Source organism: Marinilactibacillus sp. Marseille-P9653, from assembly GCF_916618885.1.
In the GTDB taxonomy this organism is placed as follows: Bacteria; Bacillota; Bacilli; order Lactobacillales; family Carnobacteriaceae_A; genus Marinilactibacillus.
Genome location: NZ_CAKAKH010000001.1, coordinates 1,141,861 through 1,166,444 on the forward strand (window position 1 = coordinate 1,141,861; position 24,584 = coordinate 1,166,444).

General features: G+C 37.1%; 17 protein-coding genes. 16 read left to right on the forward strand and 1 reads right to left on the reverse strand.

Features of this window, described 5'->3' with window-relative positions; translation table 11 throughout:
* The first annotated feature begins 276 nt into the window (after positions 1-276).
* The gene (locus tag LG377_RS05675) at positions 277-4,986 is read left to right on the forward strand and encodes a cell wall-binding repeat-containing protein (protein WP_225743709.1); all 4,710 of its coding nucleotides are present in this window, start codon (positions 277-279) and stop codon (positions 4,984-4,986) included.
* A 244-nt stretch (positions 4,987-5,230) separates the two neighbouring features.
* Positions 5,231-7,654, forward strand: a complete 2,424-nt coding sequence (locus tag LG377_RS05680) for a cell wall-binding repeat-containing protein (protein ID WP_225743710.1) — start codon at positions 5,231-5,233, stop codon at positions 7,652-7,654.
* A gap of 202 nt (positions 7,655-7,856) precedes the next feature.
* Here the strand turns inward: LG377_RS05680 and LG377_RS05685 are convergent, their stop codons facing one another.
* A complete protein-coding gene (locus LG377_RS05685) occupies positions 7,857-8,936 on the reverse strand; it encodes an IS30 family transposase (RefSeq protein WP_225743711.1) in 1,080 nt (359 codons plus the stop codon).
* A gap of 290 nt (positions 8,937-9,226) precedes the next feature.
* On the opposite strand from LG377_RS05685, the gene LG377_RS05690 reads away from it, so the two are divergent.
* The 14 genes from LG377_RS05690 (at position 9,227) to LG377_RS05755 (ending at position 24,580) form a co-directional block, all read left to right on the forward strand.
* A complete protein-coding gene (locus LG377_RS05690) occupies positions 9,227-10,603 on the forward strand; it encodes a cell wall-binding repeat-containing protein (RefSeq protein WP_225743712.1) in 1,377 nt (458 codons plus the stop codon).
* Between the two features lie 261 nt (positions 10,604-10,864).
* On the forward strand, positions 10,865-11,692 hold the full coding sequence (locus LG377_RS05695) for a glycosyltransferase (protein ID WP_225743713.1): 828 nt from the start codon (positions 10,865-10,867) through the stop codon (positions 11,690-11,692).
* Positions 11,693-11,702: 10 nt separating this feature from the next.
* Positions 11,703-12,185 carry a DapH/DapD/GlmU-related protein gene (locus LG377_RS05700; RefSeq protein ID WP_225743714.1) on the forward strand — a complete coding sequence of 161 codons (483 nt, stop codon included), beginning with the start codon at positions 11,703-11,705 and terminating at the stop codon, positions 12,183-12,185.
* Positions 12,186-12,201: 16 nt separating this feature from the next.
* Positions 12,202-13,119, forward strand: a complete 918-nt coding sequence (locus tag LG377_RS05705) for a glycosyltransferase family 2 protein (RefSeq protein WP_225743715.1) — start codon at positions 12,202-12,204, stop codon at positions 13,117-13,119.
* Positions 13,120-13,128: 9 nt separating this feature from the next.
* Complete coding sequence (locus LG377_RS05710) at positions 13,129-14,262, forward strand: glycosyltransferase (protein WP_225743716.1); 1,134 nt, start codon at positions 13,129-13,131, stop codon at positions 14,260-14,262.
* A gap of 125 nt (positions 14,263-14,387) precedes the next feature.
* On the forward strand, positions 14,388-15,515 hold the full coding sequence (wecB, locus tag LG377_RS05715) for a non-hydrolyzing UDP-N-acetylglucosamine 2-epimerase (RefSeq protein ID WP_225743717.1): 1,128 nt from the start codon (positions 14,388-14,390) through the stop codon (positions 15,513-15,515).
* Between the two features lie 8 nt (positions 15,516-15,523).
* On the forward strand, positions 15,524-16,468 hold the full coding sequence (locus LG377_RS05720; protein WP_225743718.1) for a glycosyltransferase family 2 protein: 945 nt from the start codon (positions 15,524-15,526) through the stop codon (positions 16,466-16,468).
* A 46-nt stretch (positions 16,469-16,514) separates the two neighbouring features.
* On the forward strand, positions 16,515-17,894 hold the full coding sequence (locus LG377_RS05725) for a sugar transferase (RefSeq protein WP_225743719.1): 1,380 nt from the start codon (positions 16,515-16,517) through the stop codon (positions 17,892-17,894).
* Between the two features lie 34 nt (positions 17,895-17,928).
* Entirely contained in the window at positions 17,929-19,170 is a 1,242-nt protein-coding gene (locus LG377_RS05730) for a hypothetical protein (protein WP_225743720.1), read from the forward strand.
* Between the two features lie 2 nt (positions 19,171-19,172).
* Positions 19,173-20,231, forward strand: a complete 1,059-nt coding sequence (locus tag LG377_RS05735; RefSeq protein WP_225743721.1) for an EpsG family protein — start codon at positions 19,173-19,175, stop codon at positions 20,229-20,231.
* Between the two features lie 26 nt (positions 20,232-20,257).
* Positions 20,258-21,298: a glycosyltransferase family 2 protein gene (locus LG377_RS05740; RefSeq protein ID WP_225743722.1), complete on the forward strand. Its 1,041-nt coding sequence runs from the start codon at positions 20,258-20,260 to the stop codon at positions 21,296-21,298.
* Between the two features lie 29 nt (positions 21,299-21,327).
* On the forward strand, positions 21,328-22,428 hold the full coding sequence (locus LG377_RS05745) for a glycosyltransferase family 1 protein (protein WP_225743723.1): 1,101 nt from the start codon (positions 21,328-21,330) through the stop codon (positions 22,426-22,428).
* A gap of 1 nt (position 22,429) precedes the next feature.
* Positions 22,430-23,521, forward strand: coding sequence for a hypothetical protein (locus tag LG377_RS05750; protein WP_225743724.1), 1,092 nt, complete (start codon positions 22,430-22,432; stop codon positions 23,519-23,521).
* A 105-nt stretch (positions 23,522-23,626) separates the two neighbouring features.
* Complete coding sequence (locus LG377_RS05755) at positions 23,627-24,580, forward strand: glycosyltransferase family A protein (RefSeq protein ID WP_225743725.1); 954 nt, start codon at positions 23,627-23,629, stop codon at positions 24,578-24,580.
* The last annotated feature ends 4 nt before the right edge of the window (positions 24,581-24,584 follow it).

Below are 24,584 nucleotides of genomic sequence, written 5' to 3' on the forward strand. Positions count from 1 at the left end.
GCACATTCTAAAAGAACTAGTTATAAAATTTAATTTTCTGATAATTCAAGAAATTAGAAATTCTCAGAAGTGCTCATAAGAACTCCATTCCAAATAACTACGCTAAAACCACTATTAAACCAGTGGTTTTTTATTTTGTGAAATTAAAGAGAATAAAATTAGAAAAAATCTTGACATTCTCATTTTACAACTATAGACTAGTAGGTATTATAACTATTTCAACTAACCGTATATTAATAGTTATAATAAAGAGTATCTATTATAGGGGGAAAAGGTTTGAAGAAAAGTGTAAAACAAGTGACTCAGGCTTCGCTGGCCTTGATGTTAGCTTTTCCAGCCAGTCTGTTTTCGGCAGGCGCTGTGCTGGCAGAAACGAACAATAATAGCGACGAGACACAATTGAGTAGTGGACCAGAAGCGTTAAAGACACTATCTGATTTGTATGACAGTAACGACCCGGATTTCTCAATTGAGAATGACGAAGGTCCTGAGCCATATGAAGCAAATGAAAAGGTTCGTGTGATAGTAGAAGTTGAAGGAACTCCTGGACTTACATATGCGACAAGACAAGGAGTCCAATATAGTGCACTTTCTGAAGAGACTAGAGAAGAGTTAGAATCAAATGCGATTCAAACTCAAGAATCTGTTCAGAATCGTATTGATAATGCAAATATCGAAGCAGAGTACTTAGAGAGCTTCACGACAGTCGTGAACGGATTTAGTGCCAACTTGAATTATGGTCAGCTGGAAAGAGTTGAAAATCTTCCCGGAGTGACCAGTGTAGAGATTGTCAATGAATATGAAAGACCAGAAGTAGAAGAAGGTGACATGATCAATAGTGTTGATCAAGTCAGAGGACCAGATACTTGGGAAGACTACAACGTCTTAGGGGAAAACATGGTAGTCGGTATAATCGATTCTGGGATTGATCCTTCACATAGAGATATGATTTTAAGTGAAGGTGTAGAATCTTCTCTTGATGAAAATTCACTAAATGGATTAGATTTGCCAGGTAAATTTTTTACAGAAAAAGTACCTTACGGATATAATTACTTCGATAAAACGGATGAAATCCTTGAAACAGGTAATACCAGTTCACAACACGGTATGCACGTAGCAGGAACAGTCGCTGCAAATGGGGATATCGAAAATGGAGGAATCAAAGGGGTTGCACCAGAAGCGCAACTTCTAGCACTTAAAGTTTTCGGGAATGATCCTAGCTTAGCAACGACATACGGAGATATCTATGTTGCCGCAATGGATGACGCTGTTCAATTAGGTGTAGATGTGCTGAACTTGAGTCTTGGTTCAGGAGCTGGATTTGTTAATCCAGAAAATCATGAACAAAAAGCTGTTCAGCGTATGAAAGAAAATGGAGTGGTCGTTTCCATATCTGCAGGAAATTCTTCACACTTTGGTTCTGGTTCAATAGAAGGTGGTTTGAATGATACGAATCCACTGACTAAAAATCCAGATATTGGAGTTGTAGGAACGCCTTCTGTTTCTGAAGCTTCTCTAAGTGTGGCATCAAGTGAAAATGACTTCAGTATAGCTGATGTAATGACTTGGCAAGCTGGAGAACTTGGTGGAACAGCACCTTACTTGGTAGCGGATAATGACCCTAAAGATATATTCGATGGGACAGTCGAATTAACTTACGCTGGACACGGAACACCAGCAGAACTAGAAGCAGCGGGTGTTGAAGGGAATGTAGCGGTCGTTTCTCGTGGTATGTTTACTGGCGGAGACGAGACTTATGCTGCCTTTACTGAGAAAGCTAAAGCTGCACAAGCAGCGGGAGCTATCGGTGTCATCGTTCACAATAACAATACTAGTGGTTTTGTAAGTATGCAGACTGAAGAAGCGATTACGATTCCGTATTTATTCATGCTTCAAAAAGCAGGAGACGAAATCAAAGCAGCTTCGGAAGCAGGAGAAACAGTTACCGCAAACTTTACTGGAGAGACAACAAATATTCCAGCTCCAATTCAAGGCCAATTGTCTTCATTCAGTTCATGGGGGTTAGCTCCAAATCTTGATTTCAAACCTGAAATCACAGCTCCAGGAGGAAATATCCTTTCTACTCAACAAGGAGATTCATACTCCTTAATGAATGGAACTTCTATGGCTTCTCCTCATGTTGCAGGTGGATCGGCTTTAGTGCTAGAAAGAGTTGATGAAGAACTAGGGTTAGAAGGTGAAGAAAGATCACACGTTGCCAAACAAATCTTGATGAATACTGCGGTTCCATTAACAGATAAAGGAACGGTCAACGATGCATTTGGTTTAGGAAATTACTATTCTCCACGTGCGCAAGGTGCTGGTCAGATGGACCTTTATGCTGCTCTTTCTACACCGGCTTGGGTATCAAGCCCGGCAGATGACGATGAAGGTAAAGTAGCACTAAGAGATTTCCAAGACTTTACAGAATTCCAACTAGAAGTTGAAAATTACAGTGATGAAGAAGTCCTCTATCTAGTAGAAACATCTGTGCAGACAGATCTTGCATTTGTGGATCAACTTGGTTTCACACCAGATTTAGTTGAAGCAGCTGGATTAGACAATGTAAAAGTGAATGCACCAGGTTACGTGACTGTTCCTGCGGGCGGAAAAACAACTGTGGATATTTCTTTAGATTTATCCGATGCTCAAGTTGAGTACTTGAATGAATCAACGGCACTTGAAATGCTTGATCCAACCGATGTATTTGAGAATGGTTACTTTGTAGAAGGTTTTGTAGAGTTTGTAGATCCTTTAGATAATCATCCTACTCTAAGTGTTCCTTACGCTGGATTTAATGGAGAATGGGATCAAGTACCTACAATTGATGCAATGCGTGGTTCTGAAGACACATTCTACAATCAGACTTCATTAGTATTTGAGGAGTATGTAGAACTTCTTCCTGGAATCGGGGTAACAGATTTATTCTATCTGCCTAGCTTAAATGTTCCAGCTTTAGGAGAAACAATGTTATTCAGTGCTGAACGAATGGGTGATATACAACCAGTTCTTTCCTTACTGAGAAACGTTAAAGAAGCACAATTCAATATCCTTGATTCAGAAGGTAATGTTGTACGTACATTAAGAAACGAAACAAACTTACGTAAAGACTATTTTGACAGAGGAAGAGCTAGTTCTAGTAATGTATTCAACCAAGCAGCTTGGGATGGAACTGTTTCTGGAGAAATAGCAGAAGATGGCGAATATGCATATGAAGTTCGTACATTAGTTGACTACGAAGGTGCAGAGTGGCAGTCATATACTTTTGATTTCCATATGGACAGTACTGCTCCTGAGTTAGAAGTTAAGTATGATGAGAGTGATAGAGTAGTCTCTTGGAATGCTCGAGATAATTACTCAGGTCTTTTTGGTATTGAAGTACACGTAGATGGAGAGTTACTGGATACTTTCCCAGCTAATGGCTCGGTAGAACAAAACGAATCAGTTGAAATTCCAGAAAACGGCGAACAAGTACAAGTCTTCGCGATCGATTATGCTGAGAACGTTGCTGAAGAAGTCGTAAACGTAGTCAATCAGCAAAAGCATGATGATATCGTTGTGAGTATTTCAGCGCCAGCTTTACTAGCAGGATTTACAACGCACGAAATTCCAGTTGCTGGTTCTGTTGAAACAAATGCTGAAATAACGAGTGTAACAGCTTATGGTCAAGAAATGACTGTGAACTACAATGCTGGAACAAATCTTTATGTATATGAAGGCGTGGTTACAGTTCCAGAAGACGGTGTATATGACATCAACGTTGTTGCAACTTCTGCTGATGGAGAAGAAGCGGGCGGAAATCGTCAAGTCATTGTGGATACGCAAGCACCTGTAATTGGACACAACGCTCCAAGTGTAAGTAGAGATAGTGAAGTGGAGGTTACCTTTAGCCTTTCCGATAACTTTGACGAACTACGTTTCTATGTAGATGATAATGAAGTTTTTGTAAATGAGTTCGAGTCTCCATACGAAAGAAGAGCATTCTCAACTGAAGTGACAAGAACACTTTCTCTAAAGGAAGGAAATAATACTTTTGAAGTTAGAGCGGTTGATATTGCCGGAAATGAAACAACTGATACAGTAGAAGTGACGTATAATCCTTCTTATGAATCACTTGCAAGAATTTCTGGAGAAAATCGTTTTGCAACATCGGTTTCTATCAGTCAGAATGGCTGGAATAGCTCAGATACTGTACTGATTGCAAATGGCTTACAATTTGCTGATGCACTTGCAGGTGTCCCGCTGGCTGATCAATTAGATGCTCCGATTCTATTATCCAGAACAGATAGACTCGACGAAGTTGTTAAAGAAGAAATCAGCCGCCTTGGTGCGACAAATGCAATTATCCTAGGAGGACCCAACACAGTCTCTCCAGAAGTTGAAGCTGCACTTAGTGGATCAGGACTTACTGTAGAACGTCTTGCAGGAGAAACAAGATTTGATACGGCTGTTCAAATTGCGAATAAACTGAATGAAGGCACACAGTCAAGTGTAGCTGTTCTTGCAAATGGCTTACAATTTGCAGATGCCTTATCAGTAGCGCCTTTTGCAGCAACAGAAGATATGCCAGTATACTTGACTAGAGGTAAAGAGTTGGAAGCTGATATTGCTGAAGCGCTCAACAGTTACGATAAAGTGTATGTTATTGGTGGACCAAATGCTGTTTCAAGTGCTGCAGTAGATGCATTATCTACAAGTGTCACTCGACTAGCGGGAGAAACACGTTATTCTACAAATGTGAAAGTGTTTGAAGAATTTGGTGTTGAATCTAATCGTCTATACGTAGCAACTGGAGCGGAATTTGCGGATGCATTGACAGGCTCAGTGTTAGCTGCTAAAAATGGTTCTGGTGTTGCGCTCGTTCGTAACGAACTGAAAGATGAGTTTGATACATTAATGACACGTCACCAATTTTCTGAATTCACCTTATTTGGAGGATTGAATGCCGTAACGGATATTGTAGAAAATCAATTAGGAAACTACTAATTAATAGAAATTTCGAATACGAAAAAGTAGTATCTCAATCATGAGGTACTACTTTTTTTGCTTATTGAAATAGATATAAACCCCTTACTTTTAAAGTAAGCGGCATAAAAGCGTACGTTAACACGAACTTTACATAAAATATATGTTTTAATTACAATGAATCTGTTGTTTCTTTAATAAGGTCATGCTACGATTAATTGGCACAATAAGATACATAAATCTGATTCTGGAAAGGAATTGAACAATGTTTAAAAATGGAAAAAAATTACTTACAACAATGGCTTTAACTACAACTATTGTAGGTGTAAGTGTACTTAACGAAACTGAGACAGTAAATGCTCAGACAACAACTGCAGCAACTAAGTATTCTCCAGTTTCAAGAATTCAAGGACAAACACGATTTCATACAGCTTCAAAAATCAGTCAAAAAGCTTTTTCATCTGCTGACACAGTTATCATCGCTGATTCTAGTGAGTTTGCGGATAGTTTAGCCGGCGTACCATTAGCTCACCAATTAGATGCACCGATTTTATTAGTTGATGGAAATAAACTAAGATCAACAACAGCTGCAGAAATGGGGAGATTAGGCGTTACAAACGCAATCATTCTTGGTGGCGAACAAGCAGTAAGTGAAAATGTTGAAAAAGATATTAACTCACTGAATATTTCTACAAGACGTATTGGTGGTGTAAACCGTTTTGAAACAGCAAAATTAATTGCTGATGAGTTAGCGCCATCTGAACAAGCAGTTGTTGTAGATGGTATGGAGTTTGCTGATGCTCTATCTGTAGCTTCTTTTGCTGCACAAGAAGGTATGCCGATTTTCCTAACCAGAACGGAAACATTGTCTAATGCTGAAGACCTTGAAAAATATGCAAACACACTCATTATTGGTGGAGAACAAGCTGTTTCTAAAGAAGTTGAATCAGAATTGAATAATCCAACTCGACTTGAAGGTGCAACAAGATATGATACAAATATCGAAGTTCTTGAACACTTTGGAGTAGATAGCAAAGAATTATTTGTTTCTACAGGAGCGAATTTTGCGGATGCATTAACAGGTTCAGTACTTGTCGCAAACAACGAATCAGGACTCGGACTAGTTAGACCGAACACAAGTGAAAACTTAACAGATTATATCACTGAAAATAAATTTACTTCACTGTCTATTCTAGGTGGCGAAAGTGCTGTCTCCTCTGAAATCGAGACTCAGTTAAATGATTTGTTTGAAGTTGAAACAGCTTCAATTCTTCATACAAACGATATCCATGGTCGTATGGCTGTCGGAGATGGTGGCAATGATGATGTAAAAGGTCTTGAATTCGTTCATGGTGTCTTTGATCATTATGAAGGGATTAGAGATCAAGTACTGATCATGGATGCTGGAGATACATTCCACGGAACAAATAACGTGAACCTATCAGAAGGCGAAACAATGATTCAAGCAATGAACGACATGGGATACCAAGTTATGGCTCCAGGAAATCATGAATTCAACTACGGAATTGACCGTCTGCTTGAAATTCAAGACCAACTAGATTTCCCAATTGTAGCTGCAAACTTAGAGTATGCAGAAACTGGTGAAAATGTATTCCCTGCACATTTTGAAACTGAAATCTTAGGACATGATGTAGCAGTAATTGGACTGGCATCTTCTGGAACACCAACTTCTACACACCCTAATAACGTAGAAGGTCTTGTGTTTACGGATGAAGTTGAAGCGACTCAAGCAGAAGTGGATAAACTATCTGAAGATTTCGAAAACATTGTAGTTCTTTCGCACTCAGGCTATTCTATCGATCAACAAATTGCTGAAAATGTTGAAGGCGTTGACTTGATTATTGGTGGACACAGCCACGACAAGATCGACAACCCAACTTTCCACCCAGGAACAGAAACAGTGATTGCTCAAGCTTGGGAACACACTAAAGCAGTAGGCGTAGTTGACTTTACTTTTGTAAATGGTGAGTTACTAGATTTACAAGGACACCTACATGATACAACAGAAGGTATCGAACCAAATCTTGAAACAAGAGACTATGTTTCAGGTGTTGTTGCTGATGTTGAAGATCAAATGAGTGAAGTCATCGGTTCTATTGATACAAAACTAGAAGGTGCTCGTGAAAACGTCAGAGTTCAAGAAACAAACCTAGGAAATTTGGTCGCAGATTCAATGCGTCAACGTGTTGATGCAGAAATTGGCATTATGAATGGTGGCGGTATTCGTGAGAGTATTCTTCCAGGAGAAGTGACTCGTGGAGATGTTTTGACAGTATTACCGTTTATCAATATTGCTCAATCTGTAGATGTTCCAGGAAGAAACTTACTAGAAGCTCTTGAATATTCTTACCGTGTATTACCAGCTCAAAATGGTGGATTCTTACATCTTTCTGGTGTAGAAGTCGTTGTAGATATTAATGAAGAACCAGGAAATAGAGTTCAAAGTGTTAGGGTCAATGGAGAACCACTTGACTTAGACCGCGTGTATTCTGTCGGAATGAATGACTTTACAGCAGCTGGTGGAGATGGATACTCAATGTTTGAAGGACTAGAAGTAACGTTAAATACTGGTGAATTGATGAGTGATCTATTAATGGACTGGATTGCTTCAGAAAAAGAAATACCAGAAGTAGAAGGTCGTATTACAATTATTCCTCAACAACCCTAATTACGATACAAAGGCGCTCCGTAAACAATCACAATGATTGTTTACGGGCGTTTTTTTTAGATCGTAAAAGAGAATAAGAAGTATTTTTAAATTTTCGTAAATTTCAAGTTTAAGTTAGTCACCTAGTTAAAAAAGATATTTGACCTTAATTGTTAGTAGGTTGTTGAAGGATATAGTCGTCATTTCTTTAGCACTAACGTGCTTAGACCACTTGGGACAACAAGCGTAGAGCATTGGCAAAACAGTCATGAGGGGTTTTATAGCCAAGTATTTTCCGAGGATAGTCATTCATCCATTGTTGTATTCTCAAGCACTGAGTTTCACTAAAATGACTGATAGCTTTACCTTTTGGAATAAATCGGCGGATAAATTTATGCTGGTTCTCGCTTGTGCCTCTTTCCCACGAAGCATACGGATGACTAAAATACACTTCAAGTGTCTCTTTCAGCGCTTCGTGAAGCCCTGCAAACTCAGATCCATTATCCGAGGTGATGGTCTTAAATACTTTAGAAAAGGTATCGCCGGCTTTAAGCCGTAATTGTTGGATTGCCTGATCAACGGATTCTTTATCTTTACCTCTGAGCTTAAGGATGATTTCAAAGCGTGTTTGACGTTCAACTAACGTCAATAAAACCGAATCGGTTTTCACTTTATTTCCGACAACTGTATCGATTTCCCAGTGTCCAAAAGTCTGTCTATTATCAATTTCTGTAGGTCTTTGTTCAATAGATTGGCCTAAAATCCGTTTGTTTGTTCGTCCTCTATAAGAAGTGTCTTTTGGTTTTCGTGATAGTTTTTCAAGTAGATCCATATTCTTGGTTCTCATGATACCTTTGTCAATCCATCCATAAAGAGTCGTTGTACAAGGAATAATAGAAGAGTCAAACAAGTCATGTGTTTTAGCAAAACCAATGACCACGTCCGGAGACCACTTTTCTAGTATCAATTTATCATCTGCCCACTCAATAAATGCATCCGTGTCAGCCCATTTTGGCCGACGGCCACAGTTCAATCGAAGCCTATCGTAAGCTGCTTGTCCGGTATCGGGATCGTAGATAGTCGTATAGTAATCATAAACTTTGCCGTTTTGCTTTTGGCGTTTAAGTTGAGTGATAGTTCCACGATGGATTTCACTATTGATGGTTTGCGGGACACGTCCCAGTGCATTCGCAATTTGACGATTGGAGTAGTTCTCAGTTTTTAAAATAGCAATTTGAGACCGTTCTGAATAAGATAAGTGTTTTCCCTTACGTGCTGATGTGTTATCGTTAGAGTGCGTCATGTGAATTCATCCTGTCTATTGAGAGTTAGCGGTAACTTCAATATAACATGAAATTCACATGGCGTTTTTTGTAGGTTAGCCTAAGTGGCTAACTTCATTATAAAATCCAGCATTTTTAAATTTTTTTGATCTGCGTTATTCTTTTACGTTGGAAAAAACTTTCTTAAATATAAAGATGTTAATATATGTCATCTGAAAATAGTTTTCTGTATGATATAAGTATAACTAGGTAAGGAAGCCTTGGCATTGTTAAAGGATTGACTACTTAAAAAAAGAGAGGACTAGATCAGATGAACAAATCGGTACCGAGAGTATTGAAAGGCTTAGGTATATTAGTAGTATTTTTTCTATTTTTAACTAGCAGTATCAAAGTAGAAGCCGCTTCAGAAAGAGTATCCAGGATTTCTGGAGAAAGACGTTTTGAAACGGCAGTTAGTATTTCAAATAGTGGATGGAGTCAGGCAAATACTGTTATGATTACGGACTCTCATAATTTTGCAGATGCACTCGCAGGTGTTCCTCTGGCGCATCAACTTGATGCACCGATCTTATTAGCTAGAGGAAATCAGTTAGAACCGGTAGTTAGAGCAGAAATAGGTCGATTAAATGCTAGTAGAGTCATTATATTAGGTGGTAGATCTGCAGTTTCTGAAGAAATTGAAAGAGAATTAACGGCTCTTGGATTGGTAACCGAGCGTTTAGAAGGAGAAACGCGTTTTGACACTGCCCAAGTGATCGCAAGAGAACTTGTTGCACTGACAAATTCCACAGAAGCGGCTATTGTGAATGGCTATGATTTTGCTGATGCTATGTCAGTCGCATCTTTTGCAGCTATGCAAGGTATGCCGGTCTATCTTTCAAGAGGTAATGAATTACCAGCTGGAGTGTCTTTCAATAGCTACCAGAGAACGTACATTATCGGTGGAGAAGAAGCGATTACTAATAACGTAGTGAGCCAATTAAATAATCCAACTAGACTAGCTGGTCCAACGCGCTATGAAACAAACCAAAGTGTTATTGATTATTTCAATATAAATTCAGATCATATTTACGTTGCTACTGGGAGACAATTTCCAGATTCACTAACGGGATCTGTATTAGCAGCAAAAGAGGGAAGTCCAATTGTGTTAACAAATCAAAACGAACCTACTCGTATCAGAAGTTATATTTCAGTTTCACCATGGTCTAGATTCACATTATTCGGAGGAGAAGCTGTTGTAAATAGAGAAACATACGATGTAATGCTGGATCAAGCTGTTGTATCGGAAATGGAAGATCATATATTCATGCGTACGAACGAATTAAGACGAACAAACAGCTTAAGCTCATTAGAACAACAGCCTTTATTACGAAAAGGGGCTCGTATTCGCTCTAGAGAACTAACAGAACTGTTTTCTCATACTAGACCTGATGGAAGTAATTTTGGGACTATCTTTGATGAAATTAATTATTCAACTAATGGAGCTGGAGAAAACATTGCTTATATTGGTGTTCCTTCAATTAATTTAGAAAACCAAAGTTTAGAGTATGCTCAAAACATTTATGAACTTTGGAGAGAAAGTCCAGGACATTATGAAAATATGGTCAGACCCTCGTATAACTTTCTCGGAGTTGGACTATATATTGATCGAAATAGGGTCAACGGAACTCAACTATTATCCAATTAACCGGTTATAAGAGTTATGGGATTATGTGCTAATATGATTGAGGATCCACAATTGGATACAAAATATAAAATTTTTCCCTAAAGATTAGATTAAATAGCAGTCTTTAGGGATTTTTTATGCTTTTAGTAGAGTATGATTAGAATTTCTCCTTAAAACCCAATACATTAGACAACTGTCTTTTTTGACTGGAGGTTTTGTTGTATAATAAATTCTATTGAGAACAACAATACATATAATGATAGATAGAAAGAGGATAATGGTTTGAGAGAAAAGTATAGCGTCTTGATGTCACTGTATATCAAGGAACAACCAAATTATTTGAAACAAAGCTTAGATAGCATGTTTCTACAAACGGCTTTTCCTGAGGAAATCGTCATCGTTAAAGATGGACCATTGACTTTAGAACTTGAACAGATACTTGAGGAGTATAATGCTCAGTATCCAGGGGTTTTACAGATCATTCCTCTTGAGCAGAATGTTGGACTAGGAAGAGCATTAGATATCGGTCTGAGTAATTGCCAGAACGAACTGGTTGCTCGAATGGATACAGATGATATTTCTTTAAAAGAAAGATGTGCGCATCAAATAGAAGCGTTTCATAAAGATCCAGAACTAGCGATCGTCGGAACCATGATAGATGAATTTATTGATGATCCTAATAGAATTGTTTCTTCAAGAGTGGTTCCTACCGAAACAGAAGAAATCAAACAATTCATCAAAAGAAGAAATGCCTTTAATCACCCGACTGTTATGTTCAAGAAATCTGCAGTTATAGATAGTGGTGGGTACGGTTCATTGAAACGAAGACAAGATATTGATTTGTTTTCAAGAATGATCAATAAAGGTTATAAAGCACGCAATTTAAATGAATCTTTACTCCTTTTTCGTTCAAATGAAGAAAACTTTAAACGAAGAAAAAGTTGGAGATCTTGTATCGATACCATCAAAGCACACTACAGAATCTTCAAGCAAGGAAATTGCGGGATTTCAGATCTGTTTTACGTAGCTTCCAGCCAGATGTTTATGTTTATTTCGCCAATGTGGCTTCTGAAAAGTGTGTCTAGTAAATATCTCAGAGTACAGAAATAAGAGGTGCAACATGATTGAATGGATTTCCAGAGCTTGGATGAAGGTCAGAATCAGTATGCATAAATCATTGAATCGTACGTTATATAAACAAGGCGTTATCGTATACGGTATACCGAAACTTGTTCATAGAGATAAGATTACTATTGGAAAAAATAGTACGATAAATGAAAATGTCTACCTCTATGGAAGAGGCGGAATCGTGATTGAAGATGGCGTATCACTTTCCTATAATGTTTCTCTGATTTCTTCCGGATACCGCACGAGTGATTGGATGGAAAACAAAAAGCATAAACATCATGAAAGTGATCCAATCAAAATAGAACGAGACTGCTGGATTGGGGCCAACACGACTGTATTAAAAGGCATTACAATTGCAGAAGGCAGCATTGTAGGAGCTGGGTCAGTCGTTACAAAAAATCTAACAGAACCAAATGCTCTATATGCTGGAAACCCAGCACGCTATATCAAGTCATTGAAGCCACCGAAACTTTAAAAAAGGAGATAGAATTGTGTCGAAAAAACCATTGCTGACCATATTTACACCGACATTTAATCGGGCGCAAGAGCTGAAAAGAGTTTATGCGAGTTTAATCGTTCAGACGTCTAACAACTTTGTCTGGAATATACTGGATGATGGGTCTGAAGATGAAACAGAAATGATGGTCGAAGCATGGAGAGATCAAAATATTATTTCTATCTCTTACGAAAAACAACAAAACCAAGGTAAAACAAAATCAATGAATAAAGGAATCAAAGCATCGAAAACAGCATTATGGATGTGTCTTGATTCAGATGACTGGCTTCATGAAGAAGCTGTTAAAGTAATTGAACGGTATGATAAAAAGATGGTCGATCAGCCGAATGCTTGTGGAATGATTGGCTTACGTAGACTACCTAGTGGACAACAAATGCAAAACAAAAAAATTCCTGAATCCTACGATATGATCAATTATCATCATCTTAGATATGAGCTTGGAATCGAACCGGAATATTTAGAGGTCTATAAAACGAATATTATCAAAAATTTTTTATACCCAGAAATAGCTGGGGAAACATATTTTCCGCTCAGTTATATGCACGACCGCTTGTCCAAAGAGTATGATTTTTTAGTTGTGAGAGAACCGTTGATGTTTATTGAATATCAAAATGAAGGTATGACTAAAAAACGAAACCAACTGATTATCAATAATCCTATCGGCTATATGCTATTTAAAAAACAATTACTTGAATTAGCGCCTACGAATAAGGTTGCACTTGTGTCAGCGATTGCTTATAATTCAGCGGCTATACTAGCTAAAAGAAGAGATCCAGTTAATACAATTAAAGGAAAAATGCTGGCCGGCATCGTCTACCCAATTAGTTTGATAGATTACGTACTTAGATTCAAACTGAAACAGAATCTTCATCTTGAGAAAACCTATAAATAAGGGGATAACATGGAGCATAATCAGCCAATCAAAGTCCTACACATCTTGAAAAACATACAACGTGGCGGGGTCGAACAGTTTTTATTGAATCAATATCGTATTTTAAAAACAAAAAATATTCGATTTGATTTCTGTTTGTATGGTCCTGATACCTCAAAAGATGATGCGTATATGATTCAAACATTTCAGTCAATGGGTAGCCGCTTTTTTTATCTACCTTATCCCAACAAACATTTTTTGAAATTCAGAAACGCTTTTAAACTCACACTAAAAGAACAAAACTACCAGATCGTTCATTGTCATCAGAATTTATTCAGCGGTGTCATTCTACCGATTGCAAAAGCTGCTCAAGTACCGGTTAGAATTGCGCATGCGCACACTTCCAAAGAACGTAAAAACCTTTCGGTACCTAGAAAGGCCTACACTCACTTAATGCGTCGGCAGATAAAAAGAGCAAGTACGCATGTACTAGGTGCCTCTTACGCAGCAAATAAATTTGTTTTTGGAACAAAAGAAGAAGCGGAGTTTTTACCAAACGGAATTGAGTTAGAAAGTTTCTTGAAAGTCAGTGAACAAAGTTTGAGAAAAGAACTGGGTTTATCTTCTGATAGTTTATTAATCGGACATGTAGGGAGTTTCAAACAGATAAAGAATCATCCGTTTCTTTTAGAAGTCTTTCATGAATATAGCTTGCAAAACCAGAATGCTCATTTGATTTTGATTGGTGACGGCGAAGAACTTCAAAAGATGAAAGAGTATGCTGAAACACTAGGGATCAATAGGAAAGTACACTTCCTTGGAAATCGCGAAGAAATCGCCGAACTGCTGATAGACTTGGACTTATTCTTATTTCCATCATTATTTGAGGGACTAGGCATTTCTTTAATCGAAGCACAAGCTGCTGGTATTCGATCACTGGCTTCAAATACAATTCCAAGTGAAGTGGATTTAGGGTTAGGGATTTTAAGGTTTCTAGATTTAAATCAACCAGAGGATTGGGTAGAGACCATGAAACAACTACTTTCAGAGGAATACACAAAGCCTTCTATTGAAGAAAGGTGTAAGATCATCCAAATGAAAGGGTTCAATAGTGAGACCAGCGCAGAACGCTTACAAAAAATTTACGAAGAAGCAATCAGATAATGATTCTTAATGATCATTATTTAACAGTATAATAAGATAAAGAATCTTCATAACTTCTTAAACAAATCTATGATAAACTAATAGCTGAATTAATTTTGAAGCTAGTGAATTGAGGGCTACAACTAATGAACAAGAAAAAAATCGCGTTAGTTTTTGGTACTCGTCCAGAAGCGATAAAAATGGCACCCGTCATCAAAGAACTTGAAAAGCATCCAAATGTCTTTCAAGTAACGGTCATTGTCACAGCGCAACATCGTGAAATGCTTGACCAAGTATTAAAAGTTTTCGAGATCAAACCAAATCACGATTTAAATATTATGAAAAAAAATCAGACCCTTTCAGACATAACGATCAATGTCATGAAAGGTTTAGAAGAACGATTTATCACAGAGCGACCTGATATGGTATTGGTGCATGGGGATACAACCACTAGTTTTGCAGCGGCACTTGCTGCTTATTACCAAAAGATACCGATTGGTCATGTGGAAGCGGGACTTAGAACATACGACAAGTATTTTCCTTTCCCAGAAGAAGCAAACCGCCAATTGATTGATAATTTAGCAGATTTATTTTTCGTTCCAACGGAATTGACAAAAAACAATTTGTTGAATGAACATAAACCCAAAAGTCAGATCATCGTGACGGGTAATACAGCAATCGATGCGATTCAATATACAAAAGATTCAAAAGTAGAGCATGATCTATTCAGTCAGATGACAACGGATAAAAAATGGGTTTTGCTTACCATGCACCGTAGAGAAAATCACGGTGAACCTATGAAAGAAGTTTTCCAGGCCATAAGAAGAATTGTTGATCAGAACGCAGATGTTGCGGTGGTTATGCCGGTTCATATGAGTCCCGTCGTGCAGGAAATAGTTGAAGAGGTTCTAGCAGGACATGAGCGAATACTACTGGTAGATCCATTGGAAGTGGATGCGTTCCATAAAGTCATGAGTAAATCATATCTGATCTTGACAGATTCTGGTGGTTTGCAAGAGGAGGCGCCGGCATTAAATATTCCTGTTTTAGTATTAAGAGACAAAACTGAAAGACCAGAAGGCCAAAAAGCTGGGACGCTCAAAGTGATTGGTACGAATCAGGAACGTGTGTACACTGAAATGACAACCTTGTTGAATGACAAAGAAGCTTATCTGGCAATGGCACAAGCGTTGAATCCTTATGGAGATGGTACAGCTAGTCAGAAAATTGCTATAGCATTAAAACGGTATTTTGAATTAGACGAGAAAGGATAGAACATTAAATGAACGAAAATCAGATCAGTGTAGTGATCCCTACATTTAATAGACCTTCTTTTCTCAAAAGAGCGATGGAAAGTGTTTTAAAACAAACGTATCAAAATGTTGAAATTATAGTGGTCGTTGATGGCGTATCAAACGCGACTGAGCAATTAGTAGATGAAATTAAAGCTAAGTCAACGACCAAAATTACCTTGATTCAAACAGAAGAAAAAGTGGGCGGTAGTGAAGCACGAAACATTGGAATTAGAGCTGCAACAGGTGAGTTGATTGCCTTACTGGATGATGACGATGAATGGTTTGAAAATAAACTAACTTCACAGATAGCCTTACTGAAACAGAAAAATCTAACTACGGATACAGCTTTTCTTTGTTTTACAACATTATTAAGATACAAAGAGAAAGACCAAGAAACGTATACCCCCTTACCAAATGTGAACTATGAGGAAAGTGGAAAAAGTAAAATTGCTGACTATTTGTTTGAAACAGAAGGCTTAAGAAATATCGGTTTTATTCAAACGTCTACCGTACTTGTACCGAAATGGATGGCGATAGAAACACCGTTTACGGTTGGTTTGCCAAAGCATCAAGATTGGGATTGGCTACTGAAACTGGATAAGGAACAAAATTTGACGATTATCCAAGATACTGAACCACAGATTATCTATCATTCTGATGTTCCCAAAGATACCAGAATAGGGTATATTAACAGATGGCGTTTCACTGAACAATGGGGTGCAGACCATAAAGCGGTTTTTAGTAGTCAAGGGTATGATAGTTTTATTTTGAATTACGTTATGCTGAGTATCGCAGAAGATAGTCAGTTAACTAAAAAAGAGCGAATAAAAGAACTGAAAGTTAGATGGAAAACTTTATCTTTTAAAACAAAAATTAGACCGTATTCCTGGAAAATGATCATTTATATGATGAATGCATTGAAAAACGGATAGATCGGCTAATCAATAGAGACAACGAGTAATGTTAGGAGGCTCCCTCATGGGACAAAGTGTTGGATTTGATAGAACAAAAAAGATTTTAATCGCATTAGCAGATGTTGTGATATTCCATTTATCTGTTGTGTTCTCCTTTTTAGTGAGATATGGATGGGAGATTCCTTACTACAACTACATGTCATATGAAAGTGCTATGTTTTACATTTTCGCTGTATTTGTATTTTTGAATATTTTGTTTGGGGTTTATATACTCTATAATAAATCGCGAGCAGATTTCTTATATCTGACCGTCATTATACAATTGCTGATGTCTTTCATCATTATGGCAACAACCTTTTTTGGAAGATGGTTTACTTTCCCAAGAAGTGTTATAGCAATTATTTTTATTGTCAGTACAATTGCGCTCTTCTTATGGAGAGTATTGGTATTCAAACTGTATGAACGTATTGATGGAACAAAAAAAGTCATGGTTGTGGGATCAAAAGAAGCCTGCAAAAAAGCCATCCACAACTTTGAGCACTCGAAAAATAGTCGCCACATTATTACAAAAGCAAACGTAGATCACTATTTTGAAAATGTCAAAGCGCACATGGATTCAGTTGATATAGTTTATCTAGCAGATCAAATTGATGATGATGAAAAAAGGAAAATTTATGAAGTATTGATTCGAAATGACAAAAAGCTCTTTTTAAATACAAACTTTGAAAACCTAGTTCTAGTCAATCCGAACATCATGAGTATTGAAGACGAAAGTGTGATAGAAGCTTCAAACTTCAGAATCTCTCCTGAAAATGATTTGGTTAAAAGAACGATTGATTTCGTGGTTTCGCTAGCTCTTTTGGTCATTACTTCGCCAATCTTGCTTATCGCAGCGATCTTAGTGAAAGCAACGTCTAAAGGACCTGTATTCTATAAACAAACTAGAATTACTAAAGATCAGACAGAATTCAGTATTTTGAAATTCAGAACAATGGGTGCAACTGCTGAACAAGATTCTGGACCAGTATTATCTACCGCTAATGATGTCAGAGTTACACCGGTAGGGAAATATTTCAGAGCACTTAGAATTGATGAATTACCGCAATTGATTAATGTACTAAAAGGCGAGATGGCACTAGTCGGACCAAGACCAGAAAGACCATTCTTCGTTGAACAATTTGAAAAAGAAAATCCTTATTATTATTTAAGACACAATATTCGTGCCGGTATCACCGGATATGCACAAGTATATGGTAAATATGCGACAGACTTTAATAGTAAACTGAATTTCGATTTGCTGTATATCAAAAAGTATTCACTGATTATGGACGTGAAAATCATGTTACAAACAATCAAAATATTATTTGACAAAGTTTCTTCTCAAGGTGTTGAAGAAGAACTCGTATTGATGGAGATTCCAGAAAAAGTTCAAGTATTGAAATAAACAATCAAACAGTATGAAGGAAGGAGAAGTTGAGATGCAAAAACAATCAATGTGGTCTAGATGGAACAGCTGGAATCATCAGCAGGCTTCTATCTGGAGCTTGATCTTGCTAAGCATGGTCAGCCTCTCTTTCTTTCTATCTGACTGGTTGATTAGTATTGTAACCTTTGCGGATATCACATTAGGGTTTGTGCTTGCAACGCTGATCGTTATTGGAGCATTCAAAGTTAAAACAACACAGGTTAAATGGATAGGGTTGCCATTAGCGATAATACTCATCAATAACGGGTATCAGTTTTTTACAAATTACAGTTTCAATATTCGATTAGGCATCGCTAGCTTTATAAAAATTGCTTTTTATTTAGTCGTGATTACAAGTCTGTTTAACTACATAAAAGAGAGAAGCTTTGAAAAGAAGTTTTTATTGATTTTAAACTGGGCGGCACTGATTCTCGGGGTGATTGGAATCTATATTACGATTGCACTCTATTCAGATGGGCAATTGCCGTATAGATTCTTCTGGGAATTCACCAGATACGACATTTATAGTTACTTTTTCGAATCTAATCCGGCAATCATCAGAACGAGAAGTCTGTTTTCAGAACCAGCACACTTTGGCTACTTTTTGAATTTGGTATTAGCATTCAACTTATTTTCTCGAATAAAATTTGAGAAGCAGTGGCTATTTAATTTCTTACTGACTTTGATCATTTTCAGTACCTTTTCTTATAGTATGATTGGAATCATGGGTCTGTATTTTGGGATGAAAATCACTAAAAAGATTATCGACAAAGAAATGAAGTGGCATTCCAGTTACTGGGTATTGATTATTGGACTCGTTGTGCTAACGGTTGTTTTCTGGGAATTCATAGAAGTGACCTTAGTGCAAAGAACCTTGGCTTTATTTAGCGGAGAAGATACCTCTGCTCAAATGCGTTTGATCGAAAGCTGGCATTATATTCAAAGAAACACCATACTGTTTGGGAATGGTATTGGGCATACGCCAGTCATTACCAATACATTTGCTTATTTCCAATCTGATTTAGGCATTCTTGGAACAGTCGCAGCGCTCGCACTAACTATTTCGATCATGAAACACAACTTTGCGTTAGGCGTCCTGTTTGTTTTACTGAATGTTTCCAAAGGTGGCTATTTGGGACCAGCTTACTGGCTAATGGTCTTATGTGTCCTCGTATTCATGAATCATACAGGATCTGAATATTCAAAACATCAATTTAAAATTTACAATTCAAGTAATTACAAAGTAGGAGGTTAGACATGGTATTTTATATCGCTGTATTCTTAATGCTGATCGGTTTAGGAATCTTAGAAGCATTGACAGATAATAAGAAAGTTGTTTTTATATCAGGATCACTGCTTGGTTTGATGGCTGGTCTCAGACACTATACAGGATACGATTTCACTTCCTATGAGCAGTACTTTGATGAAGTACACAGTTTTAGTCAATTATTCGACGGCAGTATTCGCTTGGAACCGGGATATCTGTTTCTAGTTGCTTTATTCAGAACACTTGGGTTCAACTACTATACTTTTGTCTTGTTCTTCTCGTTGATATCTCTAATTTTATTAACGATATTCTTATACAAATATGTCAGTTATCCCTCTTTTGTTATGGTCTATTACTATGCACGCTACTTCCTAGCAAGAGATATGGGACAAGTCAGAGCTTCCCTGGTCGCTATTATCGTCTTGTTCGCAATCCCATATATTCAAAAAAAGGAACCACTCAAATTTTTAGGAATTATTTTCTTAGCATCAATGATTCACTATTCAGCTATTCTCTTTATAGGTATTTATATGCTTCATTACTTTATGCAAGAGATCAATTTCAAAAAAGCTTTTTTCTTAATGGCTTTGGCTACATTGATGGGATTTGTCATTCAAAATCCTTCGCTGTTTATCACCTTGATTCCCGAAGGCTACAAAAACTACTTTACCAGTCCGTCACACGCGAGCGGTGCTTGGCTTGAGTATCCAATTTTATGGATGCAGATTTTGATTTTCACTGGTGCCGTCTATTTCATTAGAAAAGATCAATCGAGTGAAAAAGGATGGTATAATATACTAGCAACGGCCTACTTAATTGCAATCTTGGCACTGCTTGCTACAGGTAGACTAGAAACAGTTGGAGGTAGAGTTAGTACGCTATTCGCAACTACTGAAATCTTATTAGTCCCTTATCTATTCCAGAACATTACGAGATATAAAATGATTAATATTATTGGCTTCGTTGGTTTTTCAACAGTTGTCTTTATTTTGATATTTATTATTTCTGGTATGTATAATCAATATATTCCTTATCAGACAATATTTTAAGCTGATACAAAGAAAAGGAGATCACTATGAGGCAGCCCTATTTTAGTATTATCATGCCTGCATATAATGCTGCAAAAAGTATTGAACAAACAGTAAACAGTATTCTGACGCAAAAGTGGACAGATTTTGAGCTGATCATTGTGAATGACGGTTCTACAGATGCCACTGAACAAGTTGTACAGAATCTTACTTATACAGACTCTAGGATCTCTCTAAAAACGATTCCTAATGGGGGACCGGGAAATGCCAGAAACATTGGAATCCAGCAGGCTACCGGACAGTATCTTTATTTGATGGATGCAGATGATGGTTTACCAAAAGGTGCTCTTAAGATCTATGCGGCGATTCTTGAGGAAAGTAGGCCGGATTTAATTGTGTCTTCTTATGCACTGAATGTGATGGACAAAGGTGAAGTCGCTGAGACTAGAGAAGTCATTGCAGAAAATCAATTGATTGAAAGTAATGAAGCTTTTCTTCAACATCTTTATCCATTGATGAATCAGCAATTGATGTATGTGATTTGGAATAAAGTTTACAGATTGAACATTATCCAGGAGAATCAGATTCAGTTTCCACCTTATAGTAGTTGTGAAGATCGACTATTCAATATCCGGTATTATAAACACGTCGAGAAAGTTAAAGTGGTTTCGGATGTGTTATACCGCTATTCATTCGAAGGGCGCCATAGCCTGACAAATAAATTCCTGATGAACAAGTTTGATACATTCGTGGAATTTTATGTTGAATTAAAGAAACTGACGTTAAATCATTTAGATGGATCGAGTGCTTTATTCCTTAAAGGCGTCATGTCTTGTATCATCCCTGTGCATAGTCCAGAATGTCCATTCACGTTCAAACAAAAATTAAGTTATATTAAAACCATTTTGCATCATCCAGAAGTTGTCCAAGCTACAAAACTTTCTAGTAAAGAGGGGCTGATGAGAAGAGCGATGAGTTTGCTCTTTAAATCAAAAAGTAAAAGACTTGTCTATATCGCCTCAAGAGTAATGTATATTGTGAGCAATACTTCTCCAAAAGTGATTGAAAAGTTAAAAGGGAATTTCTAATTCTGATCAGAAAGCTGAGGAAATCATCAATGTCTAAGCCTTTAAGAGTTCTCCATTTCCAAGGTCGAATGGGAAGAGGAGGCGCAGAAACCTTTATGATGAATACGTACAGAAATCTCGACCGTACAAAGATTCAGTTCGATTTTCTGATCTACGACGAATTCAAAGATGTTCAGCCTTATCATAAAGAAATTGAATCACTGGGTGGTCGTATCTTTTATGTGACCAATCCTAAGAAAAATATTTTTAATTACATCAAAGAAGTGAAACAATTGCTGAAAAAAGAATCTTTTGATATTGTTCATAGCCAAGTCTTTTTCGGTGGTGGATTAAATCTCTGGCTAGCAAATCAAGCTGGAATCAAAAAAAGAATTGTCCATAGTCACGCAACAGCTCATGAGCAAGGTCAAAGTATCGTATTTAAAACGATTAGAAAGGTCCTTGACCAGTTGATGTTCAAGTATGCGACTGACTATCTAGCTTGTTCTTATGATGCTGGAAGAGCATTATTTGGCAATGATCACGACTTTGTATTTGTTCCTAATGGAATTGACTTAGAAAAATATCGTTCTGTTCCACTATCTAAAACAGAAATCAAAGCACAACTGTCTATTGATGATAAAACTTTCGTTGTTGGACATATTGGGCGTTTTGAAGAACAAAAGAATCATGCCTTGTTGGTTGAAATCTTTCAAGCAATCCTTGAGAAACAACCAGATAGTCATTTGTTACTATTAGGAGAAGGTTCTCTTGAGGAAAGTATCAAAGAAAAGGTAGCATCGCTTGGAATAAACGAAAAAGTGTCTTTTCTAGGCGTAAGAGAAGATATACCGGAACTGTTAAAAGCATTTGATGTCTTCTTGATGCCTTCTCTTTACGAAGGATTACCGATTTCTGCTGTAGAAGCACAGGCATCAGGGAATAAATTGGTACTTGCAGATACAATTTCCAAAGAAACAAAACTGTCAGAGAATGTCACGTTTGTTCCACTAGATAAGCCAAAAGACTATTGGGCTGAAAAAGTGCTCTCAGAACCACTAGGGAACGAGGCACTCAAGGAACTGGAAGCATATGACATGAGACATACGGCTCGAATGATGGAAGATATATATTTAAATTGGAGGAACTAAAGTGAATCTTATACCCACATGGAACGAAATTAAATCATTTTTCAAAGTCAATAAAAAGCTTATAGGGATTTCGATAGCTGGATTTCTAGTTGTGTTTTTAGCTTTGTTTGGTTATAACTTGCTAAGCTCGGATTCTGAAATATTAGAACCAGAGTATCTATCACAAGAAGAAGTTGTTGAGATTTTAGAAAGAGAACCAGAAGATGTATCTGTAAGTGAACTAGATCAAGTTAAAGAAGCGCTCGGTCATGACCGATATACATTCAAAGTATTGGTAGAAAAAGAGTCTCAGGAGTTTATGAACAATCAAGCAGTACTTACAAATATTATGATTAGTGAAGATGTCGTATCGATGATTGAAGAGAGATCAGGTGTTGCAATTGAACCTGAAGCGATTCATTCGATTGGGGTAGCTAGCGAAAACGATATTTTACGTGTTGTAATCGGAACAGCTGATGTAGCGGACAACGAAAAAATTGCGAATGCGTATTATGATCTTATTACAAATCAAGAATTACCTTTTCTTGAAGATAAAACAGTCTACGCAATGGACGACGAGCCGTTTCTAGAAGAGGAACAATCTTGGTTCGATCTTGCTGGAACTCAATTAGCAGAGCTTTCTACTACTGCTATCACTGTAGCCATTGTTGGTGGAATCATACTTTCAATTATTGTGGCTGTACTGATTGCTATTTTAAAATCCGTATTCCAGAAAAAAGTACCCATTTCTTATAAATTAGAAAAAGATGCTAAAGATAAAGTGGTTTATTTAACTAAACTAGCTTCTGTTTCAGAAGAACAATATTTAAATAATCTAGCTTTTGCGATTGAAAATCCGACTTCTAAAAAGAAACTTGTTTTGAGCCAACAAGTATTACCTACGGAATTAAGCAAAAAGTTGTCTCAAAAAGCCGTTTCAGGACAACAAACAAAATTAACAATTGCTGACGAAGTATCTAATACGAATCCAGCGTACACTTATGACGAAGTTGTGATTCTAGTGAAACAAAATCAAACCGATAAAGACTGGTACAAAAACCAAAGAATTCAGATTGAAAAACTGGATGCACCTGTCACAATCGTACAATACTAGAAAGAGGGGGAGACCCCTCTTTTAATTTGCCATTTTAGAGGGTATACTTTAGTCTATGAGCAAATAGTAGTTTGTGTAAGATCAGAGAAGAGTTAAGGAGATTATATGTACAATTTAACGGTTATTATTCCCCACTATGAATCTGTAGAGACTTTAAAGAATCTGCTGCACACGATTCCTAGTTCAGAAGATATTCAAGTGATCGTAATAGATGATCATTCCATTAAAACTAAAGCTTCATTTCAACAACTGGCATCAGAATACCAAAACGAAAACGTTCTTTTTGTAGAAAACCGCCATGGTAAAGGTGCAGGTGGATGCCGAAACACGGGGCTAGATTTAGCAGAAGGTAAATGGTTATTATTTGCAGATGACGATGATTTTTTCACTGAGAACTTTTACGATAAAGTCTCTCAATACTTTGAAACGAATTTAGAAGTAGTTTTCTTCACGCCCACCAGTATGGAACTTGAAACGGGTGAGTTGACAGAGCGTCACGAAGAGTATGCAAAACTAACGAAACAAGCACTAAAAGACCCATCCAAGCTCAATGATTTAAACCTTAGATACAAATATATGGTGCCATGGTCCAAACTAATCAGTCGTGAATTCATTGAAGAACATCAAATCAAGTTTGAAGAAGTGATGAGTTCAAACGACGTCATGTTTTCAACACTCGTTGGGTATTGGCTTCAAAATTATCATGTGAGTGATGAAGTGATTTATTGTGTGACTAAAAGTGCTGGGAGCTTGATTACGACAGTAAGTGAAGCTTCTTACTTCACTAGACTGAAAGTCTTTATTACTTACTACAAATTCCTTAAAACCAATCTAGATAAAGATTCATTTGCGCTGTTGGATTTAAGTGGCTTGACTTCAATCATTACAGCAATCAAATACAAACTACCTTCAAAAGCGATTTTAAAAGCACTTTATCTCTTAACTTCAAACCGAGTTACTTTAATAAAAGGAAAATACATTAATCCAATGTTTGTGCTGAACAAAGTAAAATTTTATTTAAAAGAATATGCTAACGAAAAAGATTACCATACAAAATAAGGTT

Excerpts from the sequence above, each read along its gene's own strand:
- LG377_RS05680 (WP_225743710.1), top strand. The coding sequence starts at position 5,231 with ATGTTTAAAAATGGAAAAAAATTACTTACAACAATGGCTTTAACTACA.
- LG377_RS05685 (WP_225743711.1), bottom strand. The coding sequence starts at position 8,936 with ATGACGCACTCTAACGATAACACATCAGCACGTAAGGGAAAACACTTA.
- LG377_RS05690 (WP_225743712.1), top strand. The coding sequence starts at position 9,227 with ATGAACAAATCGGTACCGAGAGTATTGAAAGGCTTAGGTATATTAGTA.
- LG377_RS05700 (WP_225743714.1), top strand. The coding sequence starts at position 11,703 with ATGATTGAATGGATTTCCAGAGCTTGGATGAAGGTCAGAATCAGTATG.
- LG377_RS05710 (WP_225743716.1), top strand. The coding sequence starts at position 13,129 with ATGGAGCATAATCAGCCAATCAAAGTCCTACACATCTTGAAAAACATA.
- wecB (WP_225743717.1), top strand. The coding sequence starts at position 14,388 with ATGAACAAGAAAAAAATCGCGTTAGTTTTTGGTACTCGTCCAGAAGCG.
- LG377_RS05720 (WP_225743718.1), top strand. The coding sequence starts at position 15,524 with ATGAACGAAAATCAGATCAGTGTAGTGATCCCTACATTTAATAGACCT.
- LG377_RS05725 (WP_225743719.1), top strand. The coding sequence starts at position 16,515 with ATGGGACAAAGTGTTGGATTTGATAGAACAAAAAAGATTTTAATCGCA.
- LG377_RS05730 (WP_225743720.1), top strand. The coding sequence starts at position 17,929 with ATGCAAAAACAATCAATGTGGTCTAGATGGAACAGCTGGAATCATCAG.
- LG377_RS05735 (WP_225743721.1), top strand. The coding sequence starts at position 19,173 with ATGGTATTTTATATCGCTGTATTCTTAATGCTGATCGGTTTAGGAATC.
- LG377_RS05740 (WP_225743722.1), top strand. The coding sequence starts at position 20,258 with ATGAGGCAGCCCTATTTTAGTATTATCATGCCTGCATATAATGCTGCA.
- LG377_RS05745 (WP_225743723.1), top strand. The coding sequence starts at position 21,328 with ATGTCTAAGCCTTTAAGAGTTCTCCATTTCCAAGGTCGAATGGGAAGA.
- LG377_RS05755 (WP_225743725.1), top strand. The coding sequence starts at position 23,627 with ATGTACAATTTAACGGTTATTATTCCCCACTATGAATCTGTAGAGACT.